This window comes from uncultured Algoriphagus sp., from assembly GCF_963974365.1.
Lineage (GTDB): Bacteria > Bacteroidota > Bacteroidia > Cytophagales > Cyclobacteriaceae > Algoriphagus.
In genome coordinates, this window is the sequence record NZ_CAXBBX010000001.1 from 64,528 (window position 1) to 80,560 (window position 16,033).

General features: G+C 41.3%; 12 protein-coding genes. 8 read left to right on the forward strand and 4 right to left on the reverse strand.

Going from position 1 to position 16,033, the window contains the following annotated elements; genetic code table 11:
- Positions 1 to 2: 2 nt before the first annotated feature.
- Positions 3 to 320, reverse strand: coding sequence for a hypothetical protein (locus tag AACZ87_RS00285; RefSeq protein WP_339863738.1), 318 nt, complete (start codon positions 318 to 320; stop codon positions 3 to 5).
- A gap of 331 nt (positions 321 to 651) precedes the next feature.
- On the reverse strand, positions 652 to 1,815 hold the full coding sequence (locus AACZ87_RS00290; protein WP_339863739.1) for a VCBS repeat-containing protein: 1,164 nt from the start codon (positions 1,813 to 1,815) through the stop codon (positions 652 to 654).
- Between the two features lie 262 nt (positions 1,816 to 2,077).
- Here AACZ87_RS00290 and AACZ87_RS00295 point away from each other — a divergent pair, with 262 nt between their 5' ends.
- The 7 genes from AACZ87_RS00295 to AACZ87_RS00325 all read left to right on the forward strand — a co-directional run bounded on the left by AACZ87_RS00295 (position 2,078) and on the right by AACZ87_RS00325 (position 11,776).
- Positions 2,078 to 2,653 (forward strand): hypothetical protein, encoded by a 576-nt coding sequence (locus tag AACZ87_RS00295; RefSeq protein ID WP_339863741.1) that lies wholly within the window; start codon positions 2,078 to 2,080, stop codon positions 2,651 to 2,653.
- 54 nt (positions 2,654 to 2,707) lie between these two features.
- Positions 2,708 to 3,142 (forward strand): nucleotidyltransferase substrate binding protein, encoded by a 435-nt coding sequence (locus AACZ87_RS00300; protein ID WP_339863743.1) that lies wholly within the window; start codon positions 2,708 to 2,710, stop codon positions 3,140 to 3,142.
- Between the two features lie 82 nt (positions 3,143 to 3,224).
- Positions 3,225 to 3,548 (forward strand): nucleotidyltransferase domain-containing protein, encoded by a 324-nt coding sequence (locus tag AACZ87_RS00305; protein WP_339863745.1) that lies wholly within the window; start codon positions 3,225 to 3,227, stop codon positions 3,546 to 3,548.
- A gap of 736 nt (positions 3,549 to 4,284) precedes the next feature.
- Positions 4,285 to 5,499, forward strand: coding sequence for a DUF1343 domain-containing protein (locus AACZ87_RS00310; RefSeq protein WP_339863747.1), 1,215 nt, complete (start codon positions 4,285 to 4,287; stop codon positions 5,497 to 5,499).
- Between the two features lie 297 nt (positions 5,500 to 5,796).
- On the forward strand, positions 5,797 to 8,223 hold the full coding sequence (locus AACZ87_RS00315; protein ID WP_339863749.1) for an ABC transporter permease: 2,427 nt from the start codon (positions 5,797 to 5,799) through the stop codon (positions 8,221 to 8,223).
- A gap of 134 nt (positions 8,224 to 8,357) precedes the next feature.
- Positions 8,358 to 10,736, forward strand: a complete 2,379-nt coding sequence (locus AACZ87_RS00320) for an ABC transporter permease (protein WP_339863750.1) — start codon at positions 8,358 to 8,360, stop codon at positions 10,734 to 10,736.
- A gap of 140 nt (positions 10,737 to 10,876) precedes the next feature.
- Positions 10,877 to 11,776 carry an energy transducer TonB gene (locus AACZ87_RS00325; protein ID WP_339863751.1) on the forward strand — a complete coding sequence of 300 codons (900 nt, stop codon included), beginning with the start codon at positions 10,877 to 10,879 and terminating at the stop codon, positions 11,774 to 11,776.
- Between the two features lie 81 nt (positions 11,777 to 11,857).
- Here the strand turns inward: AACZ87_RS00325 and AACZ87_RS00330 are convergent, their stop codons facing one another.
- Both AACZ87_RS00330 and AACZ87_RS00335 read right to left on the reverse strand, forming a co-directional pair.
- The gene (locus AACZ87_RS00330) at positions 11,858 to 13,636 is read right to left on the reverse strand and encodes an arylsulfatase (RefSeq protein ID WP_339863752.1); all 1,779 of its coding nucleotides are present in this window, start codon (positions 13,634 to 13,636) and stop codon (positions 11,858 to 11,860) included.
- A 124-nt stretch (positions 13,637 to 13,760) separates the two neighbouring features.
- Positions 13,761 to 14,366, reverse strand: a complete 606-nt coding sequence (locus AACZ87_RS00335) for a DUF2911 domain-containing protein (RefSeq protein ID WP_339863753.1) — start codon at positions 14,364 to 14,366, stop codon at positions 13,761 to 13,763.
- Between the two features lie 104 nt (positions 14,367 to 14,470).
- On the opposite strand from AACZ87_RS00335, the gene AACZ87_RS00340 reads away from it, so the two are divergent.
- Positions 14,471 to 16,033, forward strand: a complete 1,563-nt coding sequence (locus AACZ87_RS00340; protein ID WP_339863754.1) for a M61 family peptidase — start codon at positions 14,471 to 14,473, stop codon at positions 16,031 to 16,033.

Genomic DNA, 16,033 nt, shown 5'->3' on the forward strand with positions numbered 1-16,033 from the left:
ATTTATTTTCGAGTAATTTTAACTACACATGTTGGTGTATTTATTCTTTGTATTTCAGCTTCATATTGTGCACCATTTTTAATGCACTCAATTAAATCAGAAATATTAGAATGCAATACTGCACCTAATATTTCACCATCACCATCTTCTAAGAGTATTTGCTCATTTGGCCCAATTGTCACATTCAAAAAAACTCCGACAGTATGTTTTAGTAAAACAGTTAGATTAATAGATGAAACATTGGTGATTATAATACCTGTTTCACAATCAAAGTTATTTCGTTGTGGTGGTACATAGCCACCTCCTCCAGATCCGCTCATGATTTTTAGTTTTTATTGGTTTTAAAATAATTGTCAATCTGTGTAATGCAGCACTCTCAGAGTTAAAATCTCCTTTGTTCAATCAAATAGATATGCCTTACAGGTTGTTGGCATTCAAAAATCGCCTTTGATCCCCTCTAAAAAGCTCTTTAAATTACATTAGTAATTTTAGTTATGCAAGTGAATTAGGTCAAGTGGAGAATAATAGTTTCAACCCTTAAGAATCAAACCTTAAATCAGATGTGCAACCTCTGAAATATGAAAAGAGATTGCTTCTCTCGATTCTCGGGATCGTCTGCCTCCCGGAGAGCAGGAAATGACCTACACCACCTTACTCCCTTCGATTCCAATAAATCTTCAAATTGTTGGTGGCTCGGCCAGAAGCGATTATATCCAATTTTCCATCTCCATTAAGATCAGCGGCAGTCAGACTCTCGGTTGCCATGCCGTTTTGATCGATCCAATGGGCTTTGAATTCGGTGTAGTTCTCGTTTACTGGCTCGTATAGTTTGATTCCTATATCTCCAGCTTCATTTGGTGTACGCCATCCAGCCACGATTTGCACGGTGCCATTTCCCAAGAAATCCCCCGTTATAATCCCATGACCTTCCTTCAGGCTTTTATCCAAGACGACCCGCTGCGTCTGGTTAGATTCCTGTGTAGCTACGTATGCTGCCACTTGATTGCCATGCATGGGCTCCACTCCAGCCAGCAGCATTCCTCGGCCGGGGATCATTGCCAGTGCTAATTCTCCAAAGGATTGATGGCCAGGAGGTGATTCCTGGGTTGGTCCTGCAAACCAGTTGTTATCCTGAATTGAAAAGCTTTTTACTCCTTCTTTTCCCCCTATAAAAATCGTCTCACCTCCGCCCACACCTAGGTCTTTGGAGGTCATATTATGCGTCAGATGCATGGATTCATCGATCAAGGTTGTTTTCCAAGGATCTTTTGGGTTGACGGGTTTTTCATAGGCAATTACCTTTACTCCCGCACCTTCACCTGCTTTATTTCCACGTCCGTGAAGAGGAAGAACGATGAGTTGATAGGAAGCTCTCCCTGTTTTCACCCAATACATGCGATGCACTGTTGGCTCATGGGGAAGTTGCACCGGGGTCCAAAGCTGAGTTGGATCGTCTGGCCGGATCAGGTAATGTACAGAACCGGACTGGGCTTCATCGCTTGTTTCACCTGGATTCCACTGCGCTCCGACGGCTATCTCCACCATTCCATCTCCATCGATATCCCGCGCCGCTATGCAGACATTATCCCGCTCAGTCAGGTTTTCTGTAAGTACAAAGCGCTTCCAATCGCCGTTTCGGTACCACACAAATTGTTTTTTGTCTGCCAAAATCAAATCTGGCTTTCCGTCTCCATCCACATCACCTACGACGATGCCATATCCTATGGAGACATTGTCGTCAATAAGTTGGGATTCAAAGTTTGGGCTGCCTTGGGAAAATAAAAGTGCAAGCCATGGGAGAATAAGGAGGTTCATAGTTCAAAAATTTTGCTGTCTTCTAAAGTTATAAAAATTGAGGGTAATTTATTCGGTAGTTAATACTGGAGTGGCTATCTCTTTTCCTTTCACCTCCGTATGTGCCCTCCACCTCGGTCTGTGTCCCACAGACCGAAACGAGAATTAAAGTGGTCTTAGGGACACAGACCACGGGGACAAAAAAATGGCTTTTGGGACACAGGCGAAGTGTAAATGGAGGGATTAACTGCAACTTTGCCGTATTCAGTTCTGTTTACCTACCATGCATACGCTTGAGCCATATTTTAACTGGAGACATCTTTACATCGCTGCGGAGGATCCACTATCTCCCTTCTTTGAATATCAAAACAGCGAGATTCACTTTACCGATCAGATCTATAATTTTCTGATTCACCCACAGTGGGATAGCATGGAATCTGAAACGCTTTTCCTTAAAGTAATCTATGCAGACTATCACCTTGGTTTTGCTGTGATTGAATTTATTGGTGAGTGGAATGACCTGCTGAACAATGATATTATGACCTTGAAGCGGAATATCATCGAATTGATGATCGCAGAGGGCATCAACAAATACATACTGATTTGTGAGAATGTACTCAACTTCCACGGTGATTTGGAGGCTGATGATTACTACGACGAATGGCAGGATGAATTAGAGGACGGTTGGATAGTCATGCTAAACTTGCAAGATCATGTCTTGTCTGAAATGAGCAGGTTTGGTATAGACCGATACCTGGTCATGGGTGGGAAGTTAAACGATGTGAGTTGGCGAACCCGCCACCCCAAGCAACTTTTTGAAGCAATTGATAAAGTGGTAACCAGGAGGTTGGGGATTTGAAGAAAATTGTATATTTCTGAATTTAAAATTTAGAAAAACATAACTTGTATTGATATGGAGGAAGATATCAGATGGCAGCAGCGTTTTTCCAATTTCAATAAGGCCTTTTTGAAATTGTCCCAAGCTGTGGCTCAGGCAAAAGAGAAAAAACTGTCAGAGCTTGAGACGGAAGGCTTGATTCAGCGATTTGAATACACCTATGAGCTTGCTTGGAAAACACTACAGGACTACATCAAGGATATAGGAATACCCGACATCAATGGTCCGTCCAAAGTTTTGCAGGAAGCCCTCAAAATGAAGTTGATTACTGACTCATCAGGTTGGAGCCAATTGAAAAAAAGTAGAGAGAAAACTTCCCATACCTATGATCCTGAGACTGCTGAGGAAATTAAAGAGTTGATTTTAAACCTCTTCTTTAAGCCTTTTATTGACCTCCAAATCAAACTTGAATCCGAAAGATCAGGAAATCAAGAATTATTAGACTTATGAAATCTAGTATATCGAGGAATAACCAAAAGAGGGATGTATTTGATGCGAGATTCCATGTGACAAACTATAATAAAATAAACACATGAAGCAGACTGGAATAAGTGAAAGTATCCTATCAGAAATAACCTCTGTTTTCTCCAATTTCCCAGAAGTTGAAAAGGCAGTTCTTTTTGGTTCTAGGGCAAAAGGCAACTTTTATGAAGGTTCTGATATAGATATTGCTGTTTTTGGCGAAAAGCTGGATTTTGAAAAAATGTTGAATATTTCTATTGCAATGGATGAAATAGAGTTACTTCAAGCTATTGATCTGGTTCATTTTGAAAAAATTAAGGAACCCGAATTAAAAAAACATATCGAACGAGTTGGGATTCAGATTTATGATTTGGAGCTGTCTTCGAAAAGTTAGATTTTTTTCTTTGTGGAATGAGTTCAGTTAAGCTTAAATAGATTTGATTGTAGATAATCCTGCATATTTGCTACAGATCGTGCCGTTGCCACTCTTGGTTTCAACTATAATTTCACCTACCCTGAATTTCGCTTCGCTGTATTCAGGGCTTTTACTGGACGTGCCGTTGGCACAATAGTAGGTATTTAGACCTATAAAGCTCCTTTGGTTCAAGTTTTCAGATCTACCTGAAGCAGGCAGGCTTGGACCCAAAATATTGCAGTCTCTTGTCTGCTAATAATCCTGATAGCCATTTTCAATAACAGCTACATAAAATTTAAAGTCAAGTTTTGCATACCTTATATTTCTATGAGAAATTAAAATGCAGAGCAGTCTGAAGACTGCATTATAAAAGCACAAGTCATGAGACTTTGCGCCAACTGGGGTTCTTAAAGTCCGAAATACAAAGTGGTCTGTGGGACACAGATCATGGCGGAGGAATTTTATCTTGTTCTAGCCTAAAAATCCCCCTTGCCCCCTTTTGGAAAGGGGGAATTGCCAAATTTGAACCTCTAGCATTAATTCATAGCACATATGTACAGTTAAGTAGATACACATATGTTTTTATCAATAATATGAAAGTGGAGGGCTGAACCCGCCTTTGACTTCACTCTGCCTGACACATTATATAATCTGAATTGCCTAGTTCATCTCAATGACGTATTTTTAAAAATCCTGAAATAAACTTAACCAACCCATGAAATCGATCTCACTTTTTGCGCTGAGCATACTCCTTTGTTTTTGCACCACAAAACTTCCTGCAGAGCAAGCCAAAGGAACCGATCAAGAAATCAAAACCGGAGCGGATCAAACGGAATTGTACCTGCCGCTTTTGAAAGGCAAACGGGTAGCTGTACTGGCCAACCAAACCTCCATCATCGGCAAAACCCATTTGGTGGATAGTCTGCAAACTTTGGGGATTAACATTGTGAAAGTTTTTGGTCCGGAGCATGGATTCAGAGGAAATGCCAGTGCTGGCGCAAAAGTGAGTGATGAGAAAGATGAGCGAACAGGGATTCCTATAATTTCCCTATATGGTAGAAAGAGCAAACCTAGCAAGGAGGACTTGGCAGATGTGGATATACTGATCTATGATCTGCAGGATGTAGGGGTTCGATTTTATACCAATATCAATGCCTTGGCTCGTCTGATGGAGGCTTGTGAAGAAAATGGCAAACGCCTGATTATCCTGGACAGGCCAAATCCAAATGGGTATTTGATCGATGGTCCGGTGCTGGATATGAAGTATAAATCAGGAATCGGGATGTTTCCTATTCCTATGGCTCACGGCCTTACTGTAGGGGAGTTTGCGATGATGGCCAATGGGGAAGGTTGGTTGGCAAACAAGGTAAAAGCTGACATAGAAGTGATTCCTGTTGCAAATTATGCGCATGATATGCCCTACGTTTTGCCGGTTTCTCCTTCGCCAAACTTGAATACTCCGCAGTCGGTCTTGCTTTATCCTAGTCTTTGCATGTTTGAGGGGACGTACATCAATCTTGGACGCGGTACTTATTTTCCATTTACAGTGTTGGGAAGTCCTGCTTACAAAGGAATCTACGAGTTCAGTTTCACTCCAACAGGAATCAAAGGAATGGCAGAAACGCCACTTTTTATGGATCAGGTTTGCTATGGAATTGACCTTCGGGAATACGATACAGAAAAATTAAGAGCTAGTGGACAAATCAATTTTGACTGGATCCGTGAACTTTACAAAGCCAGCCCTGAGAAAGAGAAGTTTTTTGATTCTAAGCTCAGCAACCAGATGAATACCATCGAAATGCAGATAGGTAGGGGGGATTTCAGACAGCAAATCATTGATGGTGTTCCTATGGAAGAGATTAGAGCAGGTTGGGAGCCCGAGCTTTCTGCCTACAAGAAAATGCGAGAGAAGTATTTGCTTTATAAGTGAGAACCATCGCCTCGGTCTGTGTCTCACAGACCGAAATGAATTAAAAGTAAAGTGGTAAAGTGGTAAAGTGGTCTGTGGGACACAGACCACGGAAGGAAGAGCGAATGATTATTCGTTCTTTTATTAGTATTTTTTGACCGATTCCGAACAAAAATGTTCGATTGATTTTTAAGAATAATTACTTTTCCCATCGTAGCGCGTTGGTTTGAAGGTTTTTGGATGGCATAAAAGTGGAGTTAGGCTAGGGAATTAATCTTCCAATCTTCCAATTTTTAAATATTTCAATCCTTTCAAACCATGTGGAAAAACTACCTTAAAATCGGCTGGAGAGTACTGAAGAAAAACAGGCTTTACACCATACTCAACGTAGTCGGACTGACTATGGGTATTTCCGGATTTTTGATGATCATGCTTTTCATTCAGGATGAGGTGAATTACGATCGCTTTTATCCTGATTCCGAGTCAGTTTTCAGAATCACTTCCCACTGGGGAGATTATAGCACCTCCAGTTATGCCACTGCGCCTCCTTCCCTTGGACCAAGGATACAGTCGGATATTCCAGAAGTGGAGGCGGTCACTCGCTTACTGAAATGGAATGATTTCACCATACAGCCAGGCTCCGGACAAAATAAGGATCAGGTATTCCGGGAAGAAAATATCTTTTATGTTGAGCCAAATTTCTTTAAGGTTTTTGACCTGAATATGCTGGCTGGAATTAAGGAAACGGCACTTACGGATTCCAAAAACGTGGTGATTACCGAGAGTTTGGGGCATAAATACTTCGGAGACCTTTCCCCAAATGAGATGGTTGGCAAGACTGTGATGATAGGAAGCAACGATCCCAATCCGAGGCAAATCGCAGGGGTAGTCGAAGATCTGCCTTCCCAAACGCATTTTCAGTTTGACATGCTGGTGTATGAGCCATGGATGAACGCGGAGATTTTTGATATGGAAAGCTGGTCATGGCCTATACTTTATACCTATGCGAAATTTCCACAGGAAAAGCAGGATGTGGTGGCAACAAAGCTTGATAAGATCGTTGCCGATTATGCCATTCCCATGCTGGAGGCTGGCGATGAGAATTCGGATTACAATCTGAAAGTTATGCCCGTACAGGATATTCATCTGAACTCCCATTTGCTAAGGGAGCATGAGGCAAATGGGTACCAGAGCTACATTTACATTTTCTCTTTTGTAGCTGCATTTGTGCTGCTTTTGGCCTGTATCAATTTTATGAATCTGGCTACTGCCAAAGCTGGACTAAGATCCATGGAAGTGGGTGTGAGAAAGGTGATGGGCTCACAGAAATCCCAATTGATTTACCAATTTCTCACCGAAGCATGGATTCTTGTGCTGATTAGTGTGGTCATTTCCCTAGTTACAGTGACCCTTTGTAATGGGGTTTTCAATCAACTTACCGGTAAGGAACTTCAATTTGAGCTTTGGAAGAATCCGATGATCCTGTGGATGATACCATCTCTGGTAATTATCCTCACGCTTCTTTCGGGCTTTTATCCTGCATTTTATCTTTCCTCTTTTAAGCCACTTCAGATTATTAAGCGGCAATTGTCTTTTGGGAAAAACAGCAACAGTCTAAGACATGGGCTGGTAGTATTTCAGTTTGCTACTTCACTAACCCTGATCATTTGCACACTGTTGGTGCAGCGGCAGATGAGTTTTATCCAGAATTCTGATCCGGGATTTGAGCGGGATCAGCTGGTGATCATTCATAATGACGGAGAAATTCAAAACTCCCAGCGGGAGGATTTCAAAGGGAATTTTGCATCAAGTACGAATGTGCAATCACTGAGTTTCTCCACAGGAATTCCCATGTCCGGTCAGTTTCAGATGCGTTCATTTTCGCTTCCAACCAGTGATCAGGAGCAGGGTATGAATTGGTACGAAGCTGATGCGTCCTATCTGGATACTTATCAGTTTAAGCTGATCGAGGGGAGGAATTTTGCAGAGACTGCGGGAGCTGATATTAACAAAATCATCATCAATCAGACGGCAGCCAAGCAATTGGGAATTGAAGGTGATGCGATCGGTCAATTGATAGTAAAGAATGAAGGAGAAAATGACGAGGCTACACAGGAGGTGATCGGAATGGTGGAGGACTTTAATTTCGAATCTTTTCGAAATGAAATCAAACCGCTGGTGATCGAATACATGCACGATTATTACCTGCGGGATTACATTTCGGTGAAAGTCCAAGGTGGAAATATCACTGCAGGAATCGCAGAATTGGAAACTGCTTGGAAGAAGTATGAGCCAAGAGTTCCTATGAATTACAGTTTCCTGGATGAGGATTTCAACAGGGTTTATAGATCCGAATTGAAGATGGCGAATCTACTTCAGGTATTGACGGGCATTTCTATTTTGATAGCCTGTCTAGGTCTGTTTGGTCTGACTGCATATACTACGGAGCGGCGATTTAAAGAGATAGGAATACGCAAAGTCTTTGGAGCGACTATGTCAGAAATATTCCTGATGCTTTCTCTCTCTTACCTAAAATTAATCCTGATTTCCATGCTGATTGCGGTGCCGCTGGCCATGATGTTTATGAATAAGTGGCTGGAAGAATTTGCCTATAAAACAGGAATAGAGATTTGGGTGATCGGAGTGGCTATACTGGCATGCTTTGGACTTGCTTTAGTGACGATCTACTTCCAAACCTATAAGAGTATCCGTGCGAATCCGGTGAAATCGCTGAAGAGCGAGTGATTTAATTGCGGATTTCGGATGTATGATTTCGGATTTAAGCCAATGAGAAGAGGAGCGAATGATAAAGATTAACTATTGAATTCAAGTAGACAAGGAAACTTTACAACCTTCCAACCAATAAACTTTACAACCTTATGTGGAAAAACTATATAATAATCGCTTGGCGTAATATTCAAAGAAGCAAGGTTTTTTCATTTATCAATATTGGTGGACTGGCGCTGGGTCTGGCTTGCTGTATGATGATTTTATTATATGTGAAAGATGAAGCGAGCTTTGATAGATTTCATGAAAACGGGGATAATCTTTACCGGATAAAAGTTACCATGAGCAATGCCGAAGGTTCCAATACCATAGCGAGCACCAACGCTATCCATGGACCTACGTTTCAGGAGGAAATTCCTGAAATCACCAAGGTCATCCGAACCCAAAGTCAGCCCTTTGTGATGAGAAAGGGTGATAAACTTCTAAATACAGATGTTTTATTCGCTGATCCCGAGTTTTTTGAGGTTTTCACACTTCCTCTGCTGTCAGGGGAACCCACTAGTTTGCTTGCTGATATTGGATCTATCGTAATTACTGAGGAAGTAGCAAGAAATTATTTCAATACCACTGATGCGGTTGGAAAAGTAATTGAACTAAAGGTAAATAATGAATTTTTACCTTTCACTGTCTCTGGTGTGGCGAAATCCATTCCTCAAAATTCTTCCCTACAATTCGATTCAGTTATCTCTTTTGCTTTTCAGGAAGTAAATGGATGGACAGATAACGAGTGGCTGGGATTTTACATGAACACATTCGTGCAACTGGATGAGCAGGCAAATATTGAGGAGGTTGCTGGTAAAATGGATATGATCTTTGCTAGCAATGCAGCAAAGGAATTGGAAAACTCTCAAGGCTTTAACAATAAGATTTCTTTTGGTCTACAACCCTTTATGGAGATACATCTGGATACCGAAATCGGTAGTGGCAGAAATGGGATAGATAAGGCAAGCAGCCCTGTTTATTCATACATTCTATCCGGTATTGGACTGTTTTTGCTGATTATAGCCTGTATCAATTTTGTTAACCTGGCGGTAGCAAGGTCACTGAAGCGGGCAAAGGAAATCGGTATCAGAAAAGTAATAGGGGGACATAGAAAGCAATTGATATCCCAATTTCTAACAGAGTCTTATCTAATGACTTTCATCGCCTTTTTGCTGGCCCTTATCCTTACTCAGTTATGTCTTTCTGGATTCAATGAGTTGTCAGATAAGCAGTTGGCTCTTTCCTATTTGCTGGATTTTCAATTAGTATCCGTATTTATCGCCTTGCTACTTGTGACAGGTTTGGTGGCTGGATTTTATCCGGCTTTGGTGCTTTCCGGCTTCAGTCCTACGAAGAGCTTGTATAAGCGGGCGAAGCTTTTGCAGCAGAATTACCTGACCAAAGCTTTGGTAGTATTTCAGTTTACACTTTCTATTTGCTTGGTCGTTGGGACCATCGTAATCTTCAGCCAATTCAATTATCTGACGAAAGTAGATCTGGGATATAATGATGATAATCTGATGAAACTTGGTGGTTTCAGGGGAATAGAAGGTGGGGTTAGCGGAATCAAACAAGAAATTCTTGCGCTTCCAGGAGTAGAATCTGTGGGCGCATTTAATGGGAATTATAATGGAACCAGAGCAAAAGTCGAGGATGTGAGTATAGGTTTTGGTTATATAGGCGTGGACGATGATTTCCTCAGTACGATAGAGGTTGGGTTAGTAGAAGGACGGAATTTCTCTGTGGAGCATAGTACAGATCCCACGGATGCCATTTTGGTGAATGAGGCATTTCTAAGGGAACTGGGGTGGACTTCAGGAGTGGGTAAGGAAGTGGAGTTTGAATGGAAAAACAAAAAGATGAACATCATCGGCGTGGTAGAGAATTACCATTATGCTTCGCTGAAAGAAAAAATTGCACCGCTGGTAATGACACAGGACCCCCAATATGGTCTTCAATCCCTTTTCATCAAACTGAATCCAACTATGACGGTGCAGACGATCAAATCGATTGAGGAGATATTCAAAAAATTTGTTCCTTACATGCCCTTCAGTTACAGCTTTGAAGATCTGAATAATCTCAATCGCTACGAGCGGGAGCTTAAGTGGAAGCAGATCACTACTATTGCGGCCATGCTCTCCATTTTCGTGTCCTGCATAGGATTGTTTGGCTTGGCAGCATTCAATGCCGAATCCAGAGTCAAAGAGGTTGGGGTTAGAAAAGTGATGGGAGCTTCTGTTGGGAGCATAGTTGCTTTGCTATCCTCTGACTTTGTGAAACTCATCCTGATTGCCATAGTAATTGCTTTTCCTATTGCCTACTACGGATCACAAATTTGGCTGGAGGAATTTGCCTATCAAATTCAGCTCCAATGGTGGTTCTTTGCGCTTGCTGGTGTGATGGGAATTAGCATTGCTATGCTGACAGTAGGTATAGAATCCTTTAAAGCAGCATTGATGAATCCGGTGGATAGTTTAAAGAGTGAGTGATTCGATTTTAGATTTCGGATGTATGATTTAGGATTGAGAACTCCGAATTCATCTCTTTATAATATTTCAAAAGGGAGATTTACCTAGTTTCTTTTTAATACACAAATAGATGTATTTTTAAGACGTCAATCTCCCAACCTATGCGCATCAAAGCAATTAAGTTTCCACTGTTTATTACAGTCTTTTTCCTGTCTATTATTCATCTTTTTGGTCAGGAAAGTAACTGCTTTGAAAATGCCTCTGGTGCCTATTGGCCGGTTAGTGTCGGTTTGAAGAAAAACCTTAGCTATGGAAACAATTCCTATGTTTCGACTTTCGCTGGGGATAGCGTAGAGTTTGAGGGCAAATATTTTTTAGTGGAAACTCAATCCTATTCAAATGGTGATGTGAAAACTAAGTACTGGCGTACTGAGGATGAGGCCGTTTTTAGTTTGAATCAGGAGAAAAACAGGCAATCCATGGAGTTGCCTTCTAATCCGGAAGTTGGTACAAAATGGAAAAGCAGCGATCAGGTCTGGGGCTATGAAGTGGTGAGTTTAACTAGCACGTATTCGACTCCATTTTGTGAATTTTCAGACCTCTTGGAAGTGAAAACGGAAAGTTCAGAACGGGAAGGAACAGTCTATAATTTGTTTTACAAAAGAGGTGTAGGAATGATTGGGCTGAATGTGAATGGTCAGCCTTTTTCTTACATCAAACCTGACCGAAAGCCGAATGAACGAGGATTCATAGCATTTGGCTGTGAGGATTCGGGTACGTCTCAGGAGATTGAAAAATGCACCTACGCTAAAATTTCACAGCATATCAGTGAAAACCTCAAAGCTCCGAAGTCGGAGGTAAAAGGCCGGATACTTCTGAATGTGCGTATAGATGAAAATGGAGATGTGAGTAATGTGGAGGTTTTGGAAACGGTTGAAAATGGCGAAGCGCTGGAAGCAGAAGCCATACGGGTGATATGTTCCTTGCCGAAGTTTATCCCTGCCCAAGTTGACGACAATCAGCCGATTGCAACGAATCTAAAAGTTCCATTTAGGTTTTAATGGTGAGTTAGAAGAATCTTTGACCTCTCGTGATTTAGATAGGAATTAGAGACTGAAAAACTTAATGAAGGGAGTTTGGATTTAATCAATTCTCTCCAAAACCAACAACCTAACCTCAATAAATTCCGGGCCTTTTATTTCTGAAGCTTTCATGGTAATAGGATGATGGCCTTTATCCAATTGAATTACTCCGATTTCCAAAGGTTTGTAATCCTTCTCATAGGATTCATCCCGAGGAGAGCGATCATATTCCACGGCTAAATAGTCTGAGTCATGGGCTTCATTGATGGGAGTGCTGACTTCATTTGCTCCCTGTTTCAGTTTTAGCGTAGCACCTACTGCTGAAGGCTTACAGGTATAATAAACAGTTGCTTTGTACTTCCCTGTGGTCAGAATCTCAGTATCCCAAGTGAGGCTATCGGTACTGGATGTCCAATTGGTGAAAAAGGAGGAATTGGGATGAATGCTGGACCGTTCGATGCCTCCATGGGGCATCCCATCTCGGGCTGGTAGAAGTGTGTACTTGCTGTCTTTGTATCCAACTGGAAATATCTCCTGCCTGTCGCGATCAAGCTCTGATAATACAGAATTGATCCACTCTTCTTTTGCCTTGGATAATTCTGTAAAAGCAGCAGATGTAGCCTGAGCAATAGGCTGATTCTGTTCTGGATCTGCTTTTAAGTCATACAACTGATTATCGCTATCCAAGATAAAGTTTTGGTTTCGGACACTGACTCTTCCATTCCAATGGCTATACACATTTCGGGCCTTCCATTCTTCCTGAGACCCCGTTAGTAAAGGCTTCAAACTTACGCCATCAAGAGGCTTATCGAAGGGATTTGTGATTCCTGCCATGTCCATCAGTGAAGGCAAAATATCAATCGTGCTGGCAATCTGGGAGATGATTTGTGGTTTTAGAGTTTCCTTCCAATACATGATAAATGGAGAACGAACCCCTCCTTCGTCAGTGCTTCCTTTGATGCCTTTTAGTCCATCATTCCATCTCCAGCCATTTGGTCCATTGTCAGACATATAGATCACGATCGTGTTTTCCAAAAGCTTCAGACTATCGAGTTTGTCTACAACTCTGCCAACATTCCAATCAAGATTTTCACATAAAGCATAAGCAGCTCGTGTTTTATCCATCTTTTCTTTATCGGCATAGCGATGAGTAGTATCTATAGCTGCATCCTTGTATTTGTCCCACCAGACATCAGGAACCTGCATAGGACTATGTGGAGTATTGTATGCCAAGTAAACAAAGAAAGGTTGATCAGAATTTTTCCCAATGTAGTCCATCGCATGATCCGTGAGATCATCGATAATAAAGCCATTACCTTGGGTTACCTCACCATTGTTCTCAAGCATAGGGCTGAAATAGTTGCCCCAATGCCCGGAGGCAAATCCATAGTACTCTTCAAAGCCTCTGTTATTTGGGTGATAAGGAGGTTGGGAGCCATTGTGCCATTTGCCAAATACAGCTGTATTATACCCATTCGATTGGAAGATATCCGCAATGGTTTTTTCATCCAAATCCAATCGCTCACCACCTCTGGAGGTAGAATAAACTCCGCCACGAGGATGATATCTGCCGGTCAAAATCTCAGCTCGGGTAGGGGAGCAAACTGGGTTTACGTAGAATCTACTGAATTGCACGCCATTTTCAGCTAGCTTGTCAATATTGGGCGTATGTACGTATGGATTTCCATTGATTCCCAAGTCACCCCAACCTTGGTCATCTGACACGATGAGGACGATATTTGGCTTGGTGATTTCTTTGGTTTCTGGCTTGCAGGATTGTAAAAACAGAAGTCCAAATCCAAGGACCAGATGAAAAATAAGTTTTGGATTAAGTACCATGGATCTACGAAGGTTAAGTGGGCTGACTCTAATAAAATCCTACATGCAACTTAAGTAGAATTGTCTTAATCAAAAAAAGCCCGGAGTTGATCCGGGCCTTATAAAATTTGAAGTTTGTTGAAAGTTAGAAAACACCTTTGAATTGCTCTAGCTTCTGATCCACTTGGGTATCTACTTCAAACCATAACATTACATCTGCCCACATAAAGGTTACCGTTGCAACTTTATTGTCTTCAGCAGAGATAAAGTATGCCAGTCTTTCGAAGGTTTCAGGAGCTATAATCGGCGTCACCTTGATCGCAACCGCATCGTCTTTTGCCACGGCTTCCTCGTCGATTTTACCATCTTTCATGTAGGCAAAAACTGCATTGGCTTTTCCATTCAAGTGGACGGTCCAGTCACCAGAAGCTTGTGGTGTGATGAATAGCGAATATTTGCCTGCAGCTAGGTTTTTACCTGCAATGTTTACTCCGGTACTGAATTCAATGATTGTTGGGCCATTTGCGCCAGCTCTCCAGGTAACGCCATATTTTTCAAGCTCACCAAAAACTTTTCTGCCTTTCACAGCAGGAGAGGAGTAGTCAATGCTGATTTTGGTGAAACCAACATTTGCAGACACATAAGCAGCTGGACTAGGTGCTGGTGCTTGTAGCTGCGCAAAAGAGGTAGTTGAAACTGAGAAAAAGAGAATCAAGGCAAATGCCGATAAAAAGAATTTGTTGTTTTTCATAAGTGAGATAATTGGTATTGATTATAGAGCAATCTAAGAAGTATTTCCCATCTCTAAACAGTCATTTATTTTATCTTTGACCATTCATTAAATTTTGATCTTTTATGACGTGTTCTAGTCCTAAGTGTATTCTACTTCTTGTTTTGATTTTATTTGCAAGAAGCGGGGATTTACTTTTTTCACAGCAAGTAGCTACTAATTTTCACTACCGAGTATCAATAGATGATCCGCAGAATCAGAAAGTTCAGGTAAATCTGAATGTATGGGTGGGAGAGAATGACACAGTAACACTCAAAATGCCTAATTGGATGCCAGGCTATTATCAATTGATGAATTATTCTGAGCAGGTTTCCAATGTCATTGCAAAAGGGGAAGATGGTACTGAAATCCCGATTACCGAACTCAATTCCAATACTTGGCAATTGAAGTCAGGCAAAAATTCTGAGATTATGCTGAGCTATGAAGTGAAAGCGGATAAGAAGTTTGTTGCCAATAGTTTGGTTGATTCAACCCATGCGTATTTAATACCGGCAGGTTTGTTTATGTATTTGGAAGGAGAAATCAATAGACCAGTAAGCGTTACTGTTGATGTAGATCGATGGACCGATGTAGCCACTGGACTCAAGCAAATTTCTGATGATAAAAGGACCTATTTCGCTGAGGATTTTGATGTTTTATATGACAGTCCATTCTTGATCGGGGAGTTGGAAGAGTTGCCATCATTCGAAGTTAAAGGAGTGGAACATAGGTTTATTGGCTATGAAATGGGTGAATTTGATCGAGTGGCGTGTATGCAAAATCTCAAAAAGGTGGTAGAATCATCCGTGGAGATTATGCGTGACATACCTTTTGAGGAATATACGTTTATAGCAATAGGTCCAGGAAGAGGAGGTATTGAGCATCTAAATAATACTACAGTCAGCTTCGATGGCAAGCAGATGGAGGATAAGGAAGGTGTGCTCAGAATGATGAATTTTCTCGCACACGAGTATTTTCATCATTACAATGTTAAGCGTATCCGTCCTTTTGAATTGGGACCATTTGACTATGACAAAGGCACTAAGACAAACTTGCTGTGGGTGAGCGAAGGGCTATCTGTTTACTATGAGTATTTGGTGACACTTAGAGGTGGATTGATGAGTGAAAAAGAGCTTTTCGAAAACCTGGAAAGTAATATCAATGAATTTGAAAATGATCCCGGAAAAGTTCATCAATCATTAGTGGAAGCAAGTTTTGCTACTTGGGGCGATGGACCTTTTGGCACGATGGCTAAGGGTCCAGACCGTTCTATTTCTTATTATGCGAAAGGACCTGTGGTGGGTATGCTGCTTGATTTCGCAATCAGAAATGCCTCTGAAAATAAGCTTTCTTTGGATGATGTCATGCGAAGACTTTACACCCATTATTATCAAAATCTAGGCAGGGGATTTACAGATGCAGAGTTTCAGCAAACCTGTGAAGAAATGGCTGGAATTCCCTTGACTGAGATTTTTGAATATGTGTACACCACGAAGGAGCTGGATTACGATACTTTTTTAGGATATGCTGGCCTAGAAATTAAGGCAAATAAGAAAGGAACCGTAGCAGCTAAATTCACTATTTCCAGAATGAATAACCTTGATTCCCTGCAGAGTTCTATTCTAAATTCTTGGCTTGAAGGCAAATAG